Source organism: Malikia spinosa (assembly GCF_002980625.1).
In the GTDB taxonomy this organism is placed as follows: Bacteria; Pseudomonadota; Gammaproteobacteria; order Burkholderiales; family Burkholderiaceae_C; genus Malikia; species Malikia spinosa.
This window is the reverse complement of record NZ_PVLR01000055.1, coordinates 1-20064: the sequence shown is the minus strand read 5'-3', so window position 1 is coordinate 20064 and position 20064 is coordinate 1. Positions and strand designations below refer to the sequence as shown.

At 66.0% G+C, this 20064-nt stretch carries 1 pseudogene (only partly in view); it reads left to right on the top strand.

Annotation, left to right across the window (positions count from 1 at the left end):
• Positions 1-20064: pseudogene (locus C6P61_RS15865) on the top strand (hypothetical protein) (its annotated part extends 8143 nt beyond the left edge of the window); the annotation flags it as partial.

The window sequence follows — 20064 nt, the reverse complement described above, 5'->3', positions numbered from 1 at the left end:
AGTCCGGGGTCAGGCGCACCGTCGGCTTTGACGACACGCTCGACCGCATCGAGCTCAAGGACGGTGCGGCCACGACCGTGCTCAAGTCGGGCCCCGCCGCCAGCTGGAACCAGACCGACCTGATCCTCGATGCCAGCGGATTGCTCGACGTCACCCAGGCCAGGCTCAACGCGCCGAATGCGCTGTTCAGCGTGCAGGCGACAGGCATCAACGGCACGCTCAACACCGATCTGGGCGCGCTGAGCGTGGTCAACCTGGGAACGGCCGGCGCATCATATGACGACATCGTGCTGCGCGAGAGCAACGACCTGCGCATCGTCGACGACGCTCGCGTCCTGGGTGGCCTCTACTCCCGAGCCGGCAACATCGACGTGCAGCTCTCCGGCCGCGAGGCCCTGCTCTCGCTCGACTCGGGCGCCATTGCGAGTGTCACCGGCAACATCGCGATCGTCGCCGACGACGTCGATTTCGCCTCGGGCGCGAACCAGGTGTCGGCTCCGGGCACGCTGCTGATCCGGACTTACTCGGCCGATCAGGGCTACCGCCTCGGTGGCGCCGCCCAGTCCAGCTACGGCGTAGACAATTCGCCGGCGGGTGCCACCGGCTTCCTCGAGCTGGGGATGCGCGATCTGTCCGCGCTCAGTGATGGCTTCAGCAGCCTGTCGATCGGCCACCGCGCCAGTGGCGTGCTGATGCGCATCGGCGACGTCGAGGATGCCCGGGTCGCCGAGCACGATTTCTCGGCCCGGCTCGATGATCTGGTGACCCTGCAGGCCGATCGCGTCGAGATCGTCGGCGACGTCCAGTCCAGCCAGCGGTTGACGATCGAGGCTGGCGCGCTTCAGATCGCGCGCCAGAACGTGCATTCGCCGCTTGGCGCGGCGGATTCCGGCCTGCTCGCCGACGAGTTGGTGCTCAAGGTCGACGAGCAGATGCTCGTGTCGGGCTGGGCGATCGCGAACCGGCTGCTCGATATCCAGGTGACTTCGAGCACCGGTGAGGGCGGCTTCATCACCTACGGCAGCGAGATCAACAGCCTGAGCGCCGACAAGGGCAGCACGATCCAGACGCTGGCCAGCGACAGCCTGGTCAGCATCGTGGCTTCGCATTCGATCCGCAGCGCAGCCGGCATCTTTGCCGGCACCGACAACGGCAGCAATGCCCGCATCGATCTCCGTGCCGGTACCGGCCTGGTGCTGCTCGAAGGTGGCACGATCGCGACGCGGCAAGACCGTGGCGCGATCCGCCTGGAGGCGGCCGACCATATCCAGCTGCTGTCGGGCGCGGCCATCGTCTCGGGCGCCAGGTTCGACGAGCAGTCCCGGGCCTACCTGACGGGGCGCGACTCCACGCTCGAGATCAGGACCAGCGGCCAGCTGACGCTGGACGGCTCGCTGACCGCTGCCGGCGCGATGACGCTCGACGTCGGTCGGGTCAAGGACAGCTTCGCCGATTACTTCAATACCCTGCCCGGCAAGACCTACCGTGTCAACGGTCAGCCGGTCGAGATCACTGCGGCAGCGGACATCGCAGCCGTCGTGGCCGGCCTCAACCAGGGCCAGGTGGACGCCGCGCTGCAGGCGCTGTTCACCGGCGGCGAGCTGGTGCTCGACGCCGCCCAGGCGCAGGCGGTTTCCGTAGCCAGCTATGTCGCCTTTGCCGATCTGCCCGAAGCGACCAAGACGCAGATCGCACTGGAGCAGGGCTACCAGATCCATCCGGCGGGCGGCTTCTTCAATCCCAAGACCGGCAAGTTCCTGACCGACTTCGCGAGCGGGCCTGTCATCGGCTACGACATCGCCCAGGTCGACTGGAGTCAGGCGGGTGGTGCGCCAGTCAGCGGCACGGCATTTGCCGCTCTGACCGTGGCGCAGCAGCAGGCGGTGGCCAAGTTCCTGGGCTATTCGATGCACAGCGGCACCGTGTATTACAACGCGCAGGCTGCCGCCGGCAAGCAGGTGCTCGCAGACTTCGTTCAGGGCCTGTCGGCCGATTACAGCAACGCGTCGATAGACTGGGCCGCCGCGGGAGTCGCCGCCCCCGACGCCAACACCGACTTCGAGGATCTCAGCGCGGTGCAACGCCTGGTGGTCGCCAACGCCCTGGGCTACTCCTACGACTACAACCTGATACCGATTGACGCGTGGGCCAGCGAGCCTTTTGACTACAGCACGATCTCCAAGGAGGACTGGGTCGCCGCATCGACGCTGAACTACGCCGTCGCGATCTCGAACCAGCAATGGGGCGCGGTTGCCAAGCCGGTCTCGGGTACGCTCTACTCCGAGCTGACGGCCGAACAGCGGGGCGTCGTCGATCAATCGGTCAGGTTCGTTCCGCTCCAGACCGACAGGCTGACGCTGTCGGGCAGCTTTGAAGCAGGCAACCGACTGTCGTTGACGATCAACGGCAGCGAGCTCGTCTACACCGTTTCCAGCTCTGACATTGGAGCCAGCAGCGCAGACACCCTGGCCAACATCGCCAGCGGACTGGCGCTGGCCCTTGCCAGCACGCAGTCCGAGTTCGTCTCGGCCTCCAGCTCGGGCGCCCTGCTGCGGGTTCAATCGGTGTCGGCGGACAGCCGTTTCACGCTCAGCGTGGGCGATGCCCGCGTCAAGGTCGAGCACAACCCGTTCGACGAGCTCGGCAACGACCAGCAGTTGCTGGTCGCCTCGCGCCTGCGCCCGGCGCTCGAGGTGCAGTACAAGGATCTCAGTGCGGCACAGCAGGGCGCGGTCGCGAAGGCGATTGCAGGCGCCGAGGCCGATGGTCACGAGACCCAGTTCTTCAATTACAGCGCACGACCCGGTTTCAAGCTGGTCACCCAATTCACTCAAGGGGCGCTGACCCACTACCGCAACGCCCAGATCACATGGGGTGCTGCGGGATCGCCGGCCAGCGATGCCTCGTTTGACAGCCTGACGCAGGCGCAGAAGGATGTCGTCGCGCGCTCGCTGGGTTACGAGCGCCACGACGGCCTGAACTTCTTCAAGGCAGACGCCAAGCCCACCGAGATGTGGGTGACGGGCTTTGCCGAGGGCGGGGGGGGCTACGATCTCAGCCAGATCGAATGGGGCGGTACCCGCCAGCCAGCCGAAGGCACCGGCTTCGAGGGCCTGACCGTGGCCCAGCGCGCGGTCGTGCTCAATGCGCTCGGCTACGACATCATCGAGCGCGAGGTCTATGTCCAGGGTGCAGGGGCGCAGGCGAAGGTCGTCGACGCTTTCATCGAGGGCGAGGACTACCAGAGCAGCGACCAGGCGTTCTGGGCCAAGGTGCAGCCGCCCGCCAGCGGCGCTGCCTGGGCGGATCTGACGCTGATCCAGCAGGATCGCGTGTTGTCCCAGCTGGGCTACAGCCGCTGGAACGGCCTGGTGTTCCACCAGGCCGGCGCCGCCAAGGCCGACCAGTACCGCCTGAGTTTCGAGGCGGGGGCCGACTACCTCAATGCCAACATCCGGTGGAGCCGCACCGAGGTGCCGGCATCCGGCACCACCTTCGAGAACCTGACGAGCGAGCAGAAGGCGCTGGTGTTGAACCAGTCCGGCTTCGAGCACTACACCAGCACCGTCTACTACAAGGCCGACGCACCGGCAGGCAAGCAGCTGGTAAGCAGCTTCACCGTCGATTATTCCGATCCGGATGCGCCGGCGGCACCGACCCAGCGCTGGCTGGTCAGTGACGGCACGAATCGCTACCTGGTCTACGGGTACGACAAGGAGAACGATGGCGTGATCGACGCGCTGCAGGTGCAGCAGCCGCATGTGCTGCTCGGCCAGCGCGGCGCCGGCTTCCTGTTGACCGGCACCATCACGACGCTGCAGGAAGACGCCGATTTCGTCATCGACGTCGCTGACGACGCGCTCGTCGTCGGTGGCAGCATCAAGCTGCTGGGAGCCGGATCGGATCTGGTCATCAGGTCCGATCGCAGCGTCTACTGGCAGGGCGAGGCCGAGGTCCACGGCAATATCACGCTCGAGGGCCGCGGGTCTCAGCCGGCGGGTTCCCCGCTGGATGGCAGCAGTGTCTACCTGCACGCCGCGTCCACGCTGTCGAGCGCGATGGCCGGCACCAGCATCTCGATCAGCGGTCGCGACGACGTGGAAATCCATGGCACCGTGATCGCCGGTGGCGTGCGTGGCAGCTCGGGAATCGAATGGCTGGGACCCGATTCCCAGGTCACGATCCAGGCCGGCCAGCAGATCGTCGTCAACAACGCGGTGGCGGCGGCCAAGTCGGTGCGGCTGCTCACCACCGGCGGCCCGGCGGCCGATGACGACGGCATCGCGGTCAGGCTCGACACCGCCGCCGGCCTGACCGCTGCCGGCTGGACCAGTGACGACTCCGGCGGCCTGGTCGAGGTTCGGGCCGTCGGCCACGCGGTATTCGGCGGCATGGTCCTTTCGGGTGGCCAGGCCGTGCAGCAGTTCAACGCTGCCGGCCGCTTGACCGGAGAAACCATCACCTGGTCGGGCGAGGCATCCACGATCCGTCTGACCGCCACCGGCCAGCTGAACCTGGGCCTCGAGACGAGCACCGCCAGCGGCAGCATCGAAGTGGGGGCTCGCTTGCGCGCCAGCTCGCTGATCGAGCTGTCAGGCGGCGCCAATGCCGACCATGTCGGTGTGCGTCTGCCAGGATCGGCCGTTGTCGCCGTGAAGGACGCCGACGGCGTGCTAGTCATCAATTCCGCGCAGGACGCCTGGCTGATGGGCCAGCTGCTGTCAGGCGGCGAGGTGATCGACAGCTACGATGCGGCCGGTTACTACCTCGGCAGCACGATGCGCCACTCCGGCGGCGACTCGGTGATCCGCATCAGCGCCGACGAGCAGATCCGCCTCGGGCGCGATCTGCTCGCTGGCAAGACCATCGACGTGCGTGGCGGCCGCAGCAGCCACCAGGCGACGGCGGACGATCCGTGGGGTGACGAGGGCCTGGTGCTGGGGGGCAACGTCCAGTTCCGCACCTGGCAGGAAAACAGCAGCATCACGCTGTCGGCCGCTGGCGACATGTCGGTGCTGACGCCGACCTGGACGCAGGAGATCGTCGCCGACGGTTTCGCCGAATATGCCGATGGTCATCTGAGCGCTCCGGCTTCGTTGCGCATCACGGTCGAGAACGGCAGCAACGACTTGCAGGCCGACATCGTGTTGGGGTCCAGCCGCAGTGGCGGCCCGCAGGGCCTGGCCTCGCTGGTGCAGGATCTGCAAGCGGCCATCGATGCGACGGCGCTGGCCGGCAAGATCACGGTCCGTCTCGACGATGGCCGTCTGATGCTGACCAGCAATCACGAGCTTCGCATTGCCGCGGCCAGCGGTGGCGCCGAGCGACTGGGCTTCACGCAGATCGCCGCGGCCAATCCGACGGCTGGCAGCACCGTTTCCGCGCGCTCTTATGCGATCGATGCCAGCGAGCGCGGCTCGGTCGTCAACCTCGGCAAGGCGAATGCGCCGGCCGGGATCATCACGATCGCGGGCGCCATCCGTGCCTACAGCGGCATCAACATGTACGCTGGCAGCGGCGTGACGGGCCAGCTCGGCGTCGACTTCACGGCCACCAGCCTGATCGAGACGCTCAGCGGCTCGATGGTGATGAGCCCCGCAGGAACGGCGGTGATCGAGGGCGAATTCATCGCCCGCGGCGCCCATGCCGACATCATCATCAACGGCACCGGATCGCTGGTGCTCAAGGGCAAGCTGACGGCAGGGCGCGACATCCTGGTCAGCGCCGGAACGCGCGAGCAGGCCGGCGATGTCAGTCTGCGCACCTACAGCACGGCGACCTTCAAGACGCTGACCGAGGGCAGCCGCATCTCGCTGTCAGGCGTCAACGATGTGCTGATCGGCAACACGATAGGCAAGTCGGCCCCGGGACTGTCGCTGCTGCAGGTCGGCTCGCTCAAGGGCAACCTCAGCATCCTGTCCGGCTCCGAGGATTCCTCGGGCTGGCTCGAAAGCGGCGGCTCGATCGTGCTGTCCGGCAAGAACGTCGATATCGCCGGAGTCGTGCGCAGCCAGGCTGCCACCCCGGCGAGTTACGACTACGAGCTGCTGATCAACGCCAGCCATGACGTCCGGCTGCATGGTGCGATCGGCCTGATGGGATCGATGCAGGTCAATGCCGGCCACAGCATCGATGTCAGCAACATGGCGATCAGCGCGCAGGCGCCGGGCCATGCGATCGAGCTCAATGCCGGCGATGCGATCAACCTGGGCGCTGCGCTCGGAAGCGGTGGCGCGGTCATCATCGAGGCCGATGCCCGTCTGCTGCTGAAGGCCAAGGGGCTGGTGACGATTGCAGACACGGCCGAGCTCTACAGCTCGGGCGACGGCAGCGTGATCGAGATCTCCGGCACCGCGGTTCGCCTGCAGGGCGGCGTGTTTGCCGGCCAGGATCATCCTTTCAGCTACGACCCGAAATCAGACCGCATCGTCTTCGATGCGAGCGCTTCGGCCAGGATGAGCGGAACAGCGGCAGCGCTGAACATCAGGGCCCAGCGTGACCTGATCGTAGGCAACATGGAAACTGGTTTCGGGGGGCAGATCCACGCCACCGGATCGATCCGGATCCAGTCGGGGACTGCTGCGTCGGGCATCGGTTTCTCGATGACCGACAACAGCGGCATCACGCTCGATGCGACCGGTGGCGGCGCCTGGAGCGGCCAGGCCGAGCAGCGGATCGACCTCATCACCGATGGCGATCTGCTGCTGCGCGGCGCGGTCATCGCGCGTGGCCCCGGCGCGGACATCTGGCTGCAATCGCGCTCGCTGATCGATGTCGGTGGTCTCGTTCGCGCCAGCGATCAGCTGACGCTGCGCGGCGGCACCGACTCGAGCCACCTGGGCGTCTGGGTGCAGGAGATCGTGCTCGACGAGAACGACAACTACCGCTCGGGCGGCACGCTCGACACGGACGCGGGGGGGCGCATCGACGTCGAGGCCATCGACGGCATCACGGTCGCTGGCGTGATCGGCCAGCGGGAGTCGACGGGGGCCGCGCTCGGCCAGGCCAAGGTCGGCAACATGCGCCTGAGCTCGCTGGGCGGCGACATCAACCTGATGCGCAACGTCAACGTGCGCGACGCGCTGGACGTGCAGGGCAAGAGCGTCAACCTGCTCGCAGGCAGCTATGTCTACGCGACCGGAGCCGGCTCGACGCTCTATCTGCAGGCGCGCCAATCCCTGCTGCTGTCAGGCCGTGCCGTGGCTGCCGGCCAGGATCCGGCGATCGCGAAGGCAGACGCGCTGCTGCACCTGGTCGCACCGCAAATGACGGTCAACGGCACGCTCGAGGTGACCGGCAGCGCCGGCCTGGTGCTGTTGAGCGCTGGCAGCCACGCGACGATAGGCGGCACCGTCAGTTCCGCCGGCGACATCATGGTCCGATCGGGCGTCGACATGGCCTGGACGCGTCAGCGCATGGAAGCCGCCGTCTCGCGCACCGAGCTGGCGAGCGGCGACATCCTGATCCAGGGCCAGGGGCTGCTGAAGGCGGAAAAGGGCAGCGTCACCTTGCTCGCAGGCGGTGCCGTGACCCTGGATGCCGATGCCAGGGTCTCGGGCATCGAGCAGATCCTCAAACCGGTCTACACCACCACTGAAGAGACGGTGCAGGTGGTCATCGGAACCACCCGGGTGGTGGCAGGCACGGTCCTGGTGCCCAAGATCTCCTATGTCGAGACGGAGGTGACCGAGCAAGTCGGCACCAAGCTCGTTCCGGTCGGAACCCGCCAGGAGACGATGGACGTCACGCTGACGCAGGTCGGCTACTACAACCCCGATCCCCGCACCGGCGCAGACAGCAAGTTCCGCGAGGTGCTGACCGAAGGCATCGATTACTTCAACGACAGCACCCGGGCGACAGATCCCCGGCTGGTGGTCGACTGGAGCAACGCCGGCGATGCCACCGAAGCGAACAAGAACCGCTCCGCCACGGCGCCGGGTGGCGACTACACCCAGAGCAATTACAAGAGTTTCAACGAGCTCGACGAGGCGCAGCGCTGGGCCGTGTTCAACACCACCGGCTACCGGCCGCTCTACCAGTTCAGCTATCAGAACTGGGCGCTTCAGCAGACGATCGACGGCAAGCCGAGCACGCTCAATGAAGGCGCTGTCGGCACCGATGGCAAGGTCGTGCAGCCGACGTGGAGGAACAACGCGCAGCAGGTGTTCTATGTCGATGTCGCCGGCTGGCGCGACAAGTTCATCCTGATGCCCGAGGGGGCCCAGGAGGACATTCTCAGCGCCGCCTTCCAGGGCGAGGCCCAGTACCTCGTCGGCGACACGGCAGCCGACGGCCAGAACAGCGGCCAATGGATCACGCTCGATCAGTTCAACCAGGCCAAGGCCAGCAAGCTGAATGTGGGCGAATGGGTTGGCAATTTCCACGAGAACGCCAACGTCCTCTATCAGCAGACCAGCTCGGTATTCACCAGCCAGTCGGGCGTCGAGGCGCAGGACTACGACAACCAGTCCGGTGAATGGAAGGTCAGCTATTCGAGCTCCGGCCAGCGCTTCTATCAGCTGTCGAACGGCTTGTTGCCAGGGATGCCGTCCAGCGTCACCCTGTCTCTCAACCAGCGGCCCACGTGGGATTACGGGACGCAGGTCCAGACCACCAGGGACCTGACGGGCACCCTCGACAACGGCAAGCGAGCCACCAATGCGGTGACCGGGTCGTCGGAATATGTCGATGCCTTCGCGGCCGGGGACGTGCAACGACTCGATCAGCTCTCTGGCTGGGTCGCGACCGAAGACAAGGTGGTGGGTCACGCGCTGGGCTTCGGCGGCAGCGGCAATTTCCTGATTGATTTCCTGTCGCCCGACTACTTGCAAACCATCAGCCGCGACAGCTCGTCGCTGCGCGAGCACATCAATTACGGCGGCCGTGTCTACGGCATCAACACCGGCCAGGTCTCGTTCGTCGGCAGCAACTGGAATGACATCACCTCGGCGGTGACGCTGGGTGAAGCGACGCACCACATCGTTCTCTACGAGCACAAGGACTTCCGCGGCCGGTCGCAGACCTATTACTCCAACGACTCGTGGCTGGGCGACGACATCGGCAACGACATCGTCAGCTCGATCAAGCTCTATGGCTACCGCTACGAGGATTTCAAGGACTACCTCTACGCCTGGGAATCGAAGTCCAAGCCGATCTACGACCAGCGTGTCCAGCTGTCCTACAGCGTGTCCAAGCAGGTGCAGCAGGTCAGCGACTACCGCCCGGATATCAAGACCAGCAAGCAGCTGGTCAAGGTAGAGCAGATGCAGGAAGTCACCGTCTGGCAGGATGTCTCGCTGTATGGCCCGCAGACGCAACTGGTAACCAAGATCACCGGATACGACACGGTGATCGGTCGTGGCAGCGCCGCGGACGACTCGATCCATGCCGGCAACGTCGTGATCGACGCAGGCAGCAATGTCGCGCTCAGCGGCAAGGTGACCGCGCTCGACGGCCTCAGCGTCGGTGCGCAGGCGCTGATCCGCCTGAGCGGCAAGGCCGCCAACGACGGCAGCGGCCAGATGGCGGCTCAGCTGTCGGCCAACCAGATCGATCTGAAGGCCGGCTCGACGCTGCGGCTGGATGACTCGACGCTGCTGTCCGGCACGCAAACCGCTACCCAGGGCGCCGCCCGGATCAAGCTGGATGCGGGTCAGTTGCTGGAGCTCGGCGGCGAAGTCAAGGCCGCGGCCCAGGCCACGCTGGCGAGCGTCTCGATCGAATCAGGCAGCCAGGTCCTGCTCAGCGGCCAGGTCGAGGCCGGCGCCGTCACGGTCCTGGCTGGCACGGACGCCGCCGGCGACGGCGCGATCGTTGCCGACCAGGAAACGGTCATCACCGCGCTGACCGGAAACCTGATCCTGAAGGCCGGCCACTACGGCGGCGACATCCGCCTGGACCAGACCACGCTGAACGCCAGCGGTGCCGCCCAGACCGTCGAGCTGACGGCTGCCTCCGGCGGCATTCACCAGACCCAGCTGGCGAAGTCCGGTGCAGGCATGGCCATCACCGGCAGGGTCGATGCCGGCCATCTCCGCGTGCTGGCAGAGACCGGCATCACGCTGCAGACCAGGACACCGACCATCGATCTGTTGCAGCTGACGGGGGCGGGCCAGATCGATCTGGTCAACCTCTCGGATCTGACGGTGCAGCGGGCACAGGCTTACGACGGTGCGATCCGGCTGCGCAACTACGGCGCGCTCACGGTGACCGAAGCCGTGACCCTGGGTAGCAACGATGCCAACGACATCGTGCTGACCACCTACCGGGTCGGCGTCGCGGCGGCTGACCTGAGTGTCGGCTCCCTCAGCAACAGCGGGCGCGGCGACATCGAGCTGCATGCCGCAGGCGTGCTGCGCCAGATCGACGGCACGCAGTTGCTGGCCAACCAGCTGAGCGTCTTTGCCGAGTCTCAGGACGCGATGGCCTCGATCGAACTGGTGAACCTGAAGATCAACGTCGACTCGCTCAAGCTCGCGACGGCCAGTGCCGGATCGGTCCAGTTGACCCAGGGCACGAGGGATCTCGATGTCGGCGACGTCGAGCTCGCCAACGGCAGTCTGGACATCGAAGCCAGCGGTTCGGTGCAGCTCGGCGACATCAGGCTGTCCAACCTGGAAGGCAGCAAGCTGTACCTCAAGGCACAGCAGGACATCCTGCTGGCCGGACGGATCTCGGCCGGCATCTACCTGAGCGACCTGGCCGCCACGCCGCTGTCTGCAAACGGCGAGCTCGCCACCCAGCTCAGTTCCGCCGGAGACATCGAGTTGATCTCCAGCGCAGGCCGCATCGTCCAGGCCGTTGGCAAGCAGGATGTCAGCCTGGTCGCCGATCTGCTGACGCTCGATGCCGCCCAGGGCATCGCGGGCCTGCAGGTCGCGATCAATCGCCTGGACGCGGTGACGCAGGCCGGTGACCTGAGCCTGAGCGAGCGCGACGGCTTGCTCGAAACCTCGCAGGGCTTCGAGGTCTTGCGCGCGACCACGGCCAAGAGCCAGACTGCCGGCGCCATCGACAGCGTCGTCGCGCTGACGGCGCAGTCGACGCTGCGCGTCGGCGTGGCGGGCCAGCTGAGCGCCGACATGATCCGACTGACCAGCAGCGACGACTCGGTCACCGTGAGCCAGGGGGCTGTGATCGACCCGAACGGTGGCGTCGCCTTCGTGGCGCGCAACAATGTCAACCTCGACCGCTTCATCGAGGCGCCGACCTGGCTGGAATACCGCGCCGGCAACGGCTTCAGCTTCGGCGTGGCCGGGACCAATCCCGACGGCAGCATCAACCGCGGAACGATCACCGAGACGCTGCCACAGCAATTGAGCGCTGACACGCTGATCCTGGAGACCGGCGGCACCTTGAGCTTCAACGGCAGCCTGACCGCAGGCAAGCGACTCGAGCTGATTGCCGGCGAGGATGTCTGGCTCAGCGGCAGTGTCCAGGCCGGTTACGGCAGAACCGAGATCGCGGATCTGGCGATCACCGCCAAGGGCCTGAGGCAGGTGACGCGCCAGCTGTCCAGCGTGGCGTCCGTCACGCAGGACAGCGGTTTCATCAATGTCCGGCTTGCCGAGCTGCCCGCCAGCAACTTCGAGCTGCGCGCGGCGCGCGACATTGACCTCGAGCTGGAGGCCGACCTGACGCTGTCCGGCTTCGTCGGCGGCCTGAGCGGGTTCGAACCGGCGGACAACGTGACCTTGCACATCGGCGGCCGGTTGACCCTGGTCGGTGGCATCGTCGCAGCCGACCAGCAGATCACGGTGCAGGCCGCCCGGGTGGCCAGCAACGGCGCTTCGGTGTTCCTCGCCGACAGCCTGGATGTCATCGGCCGCGGGCAAGGCGACATCGAACTCAATACGCAAGTCAGGCAGCTGTCAGTGAACTCGACCCAGGATGGCGACATCCTGGTCAACGAAGCCGACGCGCTGATCATCGATTCGGTCGTCGCGCGCAGCGGCGCGATCAAGATACGCGCTGGCGGCGATACCTATGTGCGCGAGGTCCGGAATTTTGCCGATGCAGCCGGTCAGGATATCGATGTTCGTTCGGGCGGCAGTCTCTATGTCGACCTGATCGAGGCCGCAGCGTCCGCCGGCGTGAACAAGAACCACGGTTCGGTCACGGTCGAGGCCGTGGGCAAGGTGCTCGAATGGGAGGCGCTGCTGCGCGACAGCGATGGCGCAGTCGTCGGCCAGGCCTACGACCAGGCTTCCGCCGATCTGTATGGCCGCAGCGTCACGATCATCGGCGCGACCCCGCAGCGCTACCAGCTGCTGCAGGCGGCGACCGATGTCGGCATCAGCGACGAGGTCGAGGTGATGGTCGTCAAGGACGTCACCGCAACGACCGAAGGCCGGCAGATGAGCCATGCCGCGACGCAGAGCCTGGGCGGAGCGGTCACTGAAATCAGCACCGAAACGGTGCTGGCTGCCGGCCGCGATGCCGCACAGCGCAACCGCATCCAGTTCAGCAGTCTGCTGCAACCCGGCTGGACCTATTCGGTCACGATCGACGGCCTGAGCACTTCGGTTCTCAGCGTCGCAGGCGAAGACCTGACGGCCCTGCTCAGGCGACTGGGCAGCGGGGTCGAGCAGAACCATGCCGGCCTCAAGGTGACGGTCGATGCGCTCGACTATGCATTGATCCTGGATGCGAAGCAGGCCAACCAGCCCTTCAGCCTGGACTCGGTGACCGTCACCGAGATGATCACGACATCGGTCGGGACGCTGAGCAAGGACGGCAGCACCCCGCTCGTCGCGGCTGGTGTGACCGAGACCCAGCGCAGCCTGGTCGAGTTCGATCCGGGCACCAGCGTCAGCCGCGGCCAGCGCTACAGCGTGATGCTCAACGGCCATGACTACACCGTGTCGGTCGGCGACAACGTCTCGCTGTGGATCGGTGGCACGAACCCAGGATCGATCACGCTCGCGGCAGTCGCCAGCGGCGGCGGCACCCAGCAGCTTGCGCTGGAGCTTGCGCCGACCAGCCTGCCCGGACATCTGGTCAAGCTGAACGGACTGACGGTTCAGGCCGGCACCCAGTATGTCCTGACCGTGGATGGCCGGTCGTTCGACTTCACGGCCAAAACTGGCGACACGGCTGGCACGCTGGCCACCGCGCTGGCCAAGCAGCTCAACGCCGGCGCTGTCACGGCCCAATCGATCAGCGCCACCGTGACTGATGACTGGACTTCGGTGGCAGCGGCGCTGGAGTCGCTGATCGAGGTCGGCGAGGCCGTCTCCGTGCTGCACGCGCGTTCGATCGATTTCAACGGGGTTCAGACCACGGCGACCTCGCTGCCGACCTACACGCTGAACGTGGGAGCCGATCAGGTCAGCTACTCCGCCACGACCCAGGACATGGAGGATGCCGATGTTCCCACGCTGATCGCCAAGCAATTGGCCGTCCAACTGGCAGAGCTGAAGTCTGCAGACGGTTCGACGCGCTACCGGGTGGAGGTCTCGGGTGGCGTGCTGTGGATCGTCTCGGGCGCTGACAATGCAGCGATCTCGATCACCAGCAGCCATCCGGCCGATACGCTGTCCGTGCCCAGTGCGCAGGATTCGGCCCGCCGCCTGATGATCGAGGCCCTGGCCGCCAACCAGGCATTCACCGTCAACGCGGCGGCGATCACGCCGGCTGCCTCGGTCGTCAACTCCGGTCGCATACCGCAGCAGATCGCCGACAGCACGCAGCCCCAGATCAGCAAGCTGTCGTTCGCTGACAGCACCCAGGCGGGGATCTCGTACACGGTGGTCATCGACGGCAAGGCCTATGCGGTCCAGACCGGCGAGAACCTCTACTTGCAATTCACCCCGCAGGTGGCTGAGGCGACCCTCCAGCTGACTGTCAGCGACGAAGCCGGCGTGACTGTCACCGACCCGGCCGTCCAAGGCTGGCTCGGAGGCCTGCGCGTGACCCCGACAGGCTCCGCGTTGCCACGCACGCTCGACCTGAGCGGCCTGCCGGTCAAGAGCGGGCATGTGTTCAAGCTCTCGGTCGGCGCAGTCGAGGTGTCCTATCTGGTCACCAGCGGCCAGAAGGCGATCGACGTGCTCAACGGCTTGTCGGCTGAACTGGCCAAGAAGAACCTGACGGCAACGCCGCTGACGCTGACGGTGAGCGAGGCGCTCGTTGGCCTCAAGCGCCTGATCGAGGCCGATGGCGCCTTGAGCGCAAACATCGCGGGCGGCGAGCTGGTGCTGACGGCGCTGGCGAACCAGCGGCCGTTCGAAGTCAACGCTGTCTATGCCAGCCCGCGTGGAGCGCTGGTTGGCGATCCTGCCGTCCCGCGGGTGGCCGCCGGCAGTGAGGCCAGGCAAATCAGCGAACTGGACTTCGCCGACCTGTCTGGCGCGGGCAATCCGCTGACCGAAGGCGTCCGCGTGTCGCTGCGGGTCAATGATCTCGAATACGCCGTCACGGTCGGCCAGCAGGGCGTCAGCGCGGATTGGACATCGATCTTCCAGCAGCTCAAGAGCCAGATCGAGTCCGGCGTGACGACGGCCTATGATCAAGACCAGAAAGCGGCAAAGGCAGCCAATCAGCCGTTCAGTGGCACCTTGATCACGGTGACCGGCGACGCGGCTAGCCGGACGCTGACGCTTGCGGCCCAGACGGACAACGTCTCGTTCACGGTCGCGAACGCCCTGGTGTCCTATCCCTCGGTGTCTGACGTCGTGCGGGCCATCAACCAGGCCGGCACCACGCCGCTGATTGCTGCGGGCCAGGCGCAAGCCCAGGTCAGCCGGGTATCGCTGGCCGGTGCCGCAGGCGACGGCTTGAGCTACACGGTTGTCGTCGATGCGGTGGCGTACCAGGTCAGCGCTGCCTCGCTCGACACCGTGCTGCAGCAACTGGCCCAGCAGCTCAACGCCGGCAGCGTGGTCACTGCCGCGGTCGATGGCAGCGATCTGGTCCTGACGGCCAGGCAGCCCAACCAGAGTTTCACGCTCTCGGCTTCCAGCAGCGACAGCCGGATTTCCATGCTGAATGTCGCGGGCGACCATGTGCTGGTCGTGCCGGAGCGCCCGACGGGCAACTATGGCATCAACGTGAGCGGCAGCCTGACGGTCGTCAACCTGGATACCAACGACCGGGAGACGATCACGCTGCAGGCCGGCAAGTCGCTGCTCGTGGGCTCGGCACTCGACGTCGGCCCGACGGGGGCGATCACGCTGTCGGCCGGAGCCGGCATCACGCTGGGCAACCAGGTCACGGCAGGCAGTCTGACGGTCACCGCCGGCGGCCAGCTGACGATGAAGACTTCGGTCAGCAACATGACGCTGAACCTGACGGGGGCTGGCAGCGGACTGACCGTCCTGCAGCAAAGCAGTGACAGCCCGAACCTGACGATCAGCTCGCTCAAGCTCGATGGTGGCGACATCGATATCGTGGCCAACGGCGATGTCGTGATCAACACGATCGAAGGCCGGGCAGGTGCGATTCGCATCATCTCCAAGACGGGCAAGGTGGTCATCAACCACCTGACCCTGGGTGGCGCGCTGAGCATCTCGGCCGCCAGCGAGGTGGTGCTCGGCAGTGCGCAGTCCATGATCGATGCCCGCTCGCTGAGCATCGTCGCAGGCAAGACGATCACGGTCCACGAGGCGAACGAACTGACGATCAGTCGCCTGGAAAGCCTTGAGCGCGAGGCTGTGACCGTCGTGGCGGGCGGCAGCCTGGTGCTTGACGCGGCCATCCTGGCCGGTCAGACCCATGCGGTGTCGCTGACGACGACCCAGGGGGCGATCAGCGTGCTGCAGGGTATCGAGAGCTACGGCGGCGCAATCACGCTGCAAGCGCAGCAGGGACTGTCGCTGGCGGACGCTGCCGACCTCACTTCGTCCAGTGGTGACATCACGCTGGATGCCGGTCAGGGCGAACTCAAGATGTCTGCCGACACCGAGGTCAAGACCGGAACTGGTGCGCTGCGCCTGTCCGCTCTGGAAGCGGTTACTATTGGCAGCCTGAAAACATTCTCGCAAGCCGATCTCGTCATCGCAGGCCAGGGCGTCTTCGTTGCCGCCGAAGACATCACCGACATCATCGCTCCCCATGCCACGCTGAAGATCCGTTCTTCGGGCGGCATCGGGACGCTTCAAAACTCGATCGAAACCCAGGTAAAAACCATGGACCTTTGGAACACCGGCTTGGGGGCTATCGCTGTCGAGGAAGTCGACAGCGTGACCATCCAGCAAGTTGCCCAGCAAGCGGGCGGCGACGTGAGAATCGGCACTCAGGCCGGCAACATCGAGTTGCTGGATGTCGGCAAGGGCATCTCGGCGACGACCGGCAACGTCAGCCTCTATGCCGGCCAGGGTGCGATCCGCATCGCAGGCGACGGCATCGCGACACAGGGCGGCGCGGCGACTCTGGTCGCGGAACGGGGCGATATCGTGCTCGACGCAGGCATACGCGTTGCCGGTGCCGGCCATATCGCACTGACAGCCTCGGACGGTTCGATCCTGACGACCTCGGCCGCCTCGCACTGGTTGACCGATGCGGCGGGCTTCGATCCAGATGTCCAGTGGGTGATGGACAACGGGCACTTCAGCGTGGACGCGGCTTCCGGCCAGATCGTCGCGAGCGGTCTCACCGACGCCCAGGCTGACCAATACCAGCTCAGCAATGGCGCTGTGCTGCGCTCCGCCGGTGGTGCCTACCTGCAGACCCGCGCTGGCGAGTTGACGCTGCTGGCCAGCGGCAAGATCGGCGAGCAGGTTCCCGGCTTCACCTTCAGTCCGCTCGCGATCTATGCGGATGCCGAGACGGTCAGCGCCGCCAGCAGCACCCGCGCCAACGTCTCGGTCCTGACGACCGAGGCGGTTCAGGTCGGCACGGCGCTGGCGAATGCCAGCAGCGGCTCCCGCGGTGGCTCGACCGGCATTGCCAGCCTGACCGGCAAGCAGGTCTACAACTCGGCGGTCGATGCCGGTGGTGACGACATCTCGATCGCCTCCAACGATATCGACATCAAGGCGCCGATCAGGAGCGCGGGTGCGACCCTGTCGCTGCGGCCTACCGATGCCACCACGCCGGTCGTGCTCGGCGAGCTCTCGGACAGCCAGAGCGGCAGCGGCCAGTCGACGCTCAACCTCGACTACTCGGATCTTGGCAATATCGGCAGCGGTTTCGGCCAACTCGTGGTCGGCGCCGCGGGCAATTCGAACCCGATCTATCTGAGCGGCTCGCAGGGCATCACGCTGAACGCTGACACCACGCTCTACTCCGATGGTCCGGGTGGATCGATCACGATCGCCACCAACGTCAAGGCCACGGCGCTGACGGTCTTCGGTTCTGGCGAGACCACGCTGCTGGCCGGCAATGTGACCGCCAGTGCGGGATCGCAGATCTACAACGATTCGATTCGCGTCTCGGGCAGCGTCGGCATCACGGCCAGCAACAACATCGTTTTTGGTCGCTCGGGTTACGACTACTTCGTCGTCGGCGACAGCACCTCGACGACTGACAAGCTGACGCTGAGCGCAGGAGGAAACGTTTCCTTCATCTCCCCGCTGACCACCAGCCGTGAGTCGGGGACCGACTATCTCAGCGGCCTGACCATCAATCAGGCCAATGACGTGACCTTCCTTGATGAGGTGGTGATCAATGGCGACATGAGCATCAATGCGACGGGCACCGTCACGTTCAGCAAGGGCGTGAGGCTGCTCAATGGCGGCAGCCTGAGCATCAATGGTGCCAACCGCATCTATTTCACCAATACCAGCAGCATCCAGCTCGACGGTGGCGGCAACCTGCTGCTCGAAGGCGATGAGATCGACCTCGGCATGAGCACCGGATCGGTGGTCGGCAGCGGCAGCGTGACGCTGCGCAGCGCGACCCAATCGCTGGCGACGGCGATCGGCTCGCCCGAAGGCATCGGCAGCAACGACACGCTCAACCTCGACATGGCCGAGCTGCGCACGCTGGCCGATGGTTTCAGCCGCATCATCATCGGCCATGAAGCCAACGGCCATGCCGCGACCACGGCCGCCGCCGGCAGCGTCACGCTGGGTGCCAACAACGATGGCGCCAACCCGATCTTCCGCAGCAATGTCAGCATCTATGGCGGATCGATCACGGTCAGCGATTACAGCTACGACAGCTGGATTGTGCGTGCCGCCGCCGGCAAGTCGATCCAGCTCGACGCGGTCAACAGCATCGACATCTTCAACGAGATCGAGGCCGATTCGATCGAGTTGTATTCGGCGCAGGGCAGCATCGCGCAGGCGGACAACGCCAGCGACGGGAAGACCGGGGAGGTGCTGCGTAGCCTGGATCTGAAGGTCCAGGCGGCCACGGGCATCAACCTGGGCTCGGTCGAAACGACCTTGATTTCCGCGGTCAACACGAACCAGGGCGACATCAGCGTGACGGTCAACGGGGCACGAACCAGTGCGCCGCTGGGTCGTTTCAGCTCGGCACAGATCAGTGGCGATGTCGGCATCGTCAATCTCGCACAGACTTGGGCTGGCGGCAGCGGAACCATCGAACTGACCGCCAAGGGCGGCAGCGTCACCGTGCTGTCGGGCCTGGTCAGCAATGCCGCTGCGCTGGCGCTCAACGGTGTCTCGACGAGCGGCATCGACAACGCCGGCAGTGGCGCCGTGCAGCTCGAAGCGCAGGGCAGTGGCAAGAACCTGATCGTCAACCAGAACATCGTCAGCCGAGGCGCGCTGGCCCTGACGGCTGCCAACGACATCACGACCGCAGCCGGTGTCAGCCTGACAGCCAGCGCCAATGCCAGCAACATCGCGCTGACGGCCACGGCCGGTGCGATTGGCCTGGGAGGCCACATCGTTTCCGGAGCAGCTGGCTCGACCGGTGGCCTGGTGGCCCTGCAGGCAGGCGGCGCGATCACGATGGCCGACGGCACGGGCATTGAGTCGCTGGGCAGCGGCGGTCGCGTCAGTCTGCAAGCCGGCGGCGACGTCCGCCTCAGCAAGCTGAGTTTTGGTGCCAGCGCGGTTCTCAACAGCAGCAACGGCGCGATCATCGACAACCTCAGCGGTGATGCGCCGAACCTGATTGGCGAGGCCAGCGACCTGTCGCTGCAAGCCGCCAACGGCATCGGTGCCTCGGGCGCCGCGCTGCGCACCCGAGTGGCGACGCTGGGCGCGACTAACACGGCAAGCGGCGGCATCTTCATCGTCGAAGACAACGATCTGGCGATCAAGACCTTGCCGCTAGCGCTGCTGGGCATGAGCGCGGCCGGCATCAGCGCGGCCTCCGGACAGGTTTCTCTGGTGCTCAACAGCGGCAAGCTGACGGTCTCCGGTGCGATCAGCTCTGGCGCGACCGGTGTCGGGAGCGGCAACGTCCTGCTGCAGACGCTGGCGGGCGACATCGACATCGAGGCCGACGTCAGCTCCAGCGCCGGCAACCTGTCTGTGCTGGCGAGCGGTGCCATCGACATCGGCAGGACCACCGGTGGGGTCAGGCTCGCCACGCTGGCCGATGGGCAGACGGTGGATGTCCAGGCCGCCAGCGGTGCCGTCACGATGGGAGCGACGGCCGCCATCTCCACCAGCAACGGCGCAATCCGCGTCCAGGCTGCGACCGACCTGGTGCTCGGCCAACTCAATGCCAGCTCCGGTGGCGCCAATGACAAGCGCAGCATCAGCTTGCTTGTCGCCGGCTCCATCAGCGACGCCGATGCCAGCGCTGCGGCGCAGACGGTCAACGTCACCGCCGGCAGCCTGCGCATGGAGTCTGGCGCTGCCGTGGGTACGGACATAAACGCCATCGAGCTCAATGTCGGTACCGTGGCGGCGCAGTCCACGGCGGGTGGGATTTACCTGTCTGAAGCCAACGGCCTGACGGTTGGCAATGTCGCTGCCGTGTCGGTCAACCGCGTCGGCAGCAACGGCGTGGCATCCGCGTTCGCCGACTCGCAGGCGCTGGTGGGATTGACGGCTGGCACGAATGGTCCGGTCGTGCTGCGCAGTGGAACTGCTGCAAGCGGAGCGCTGACGGTTGATGCCGCCATCACGCTGTCTGGCGCAAGCAATCTGTTGTTGAGTGCCAATGGGGCGCTGACGCTCCACGCGGGCGTGCTGAGCCAGG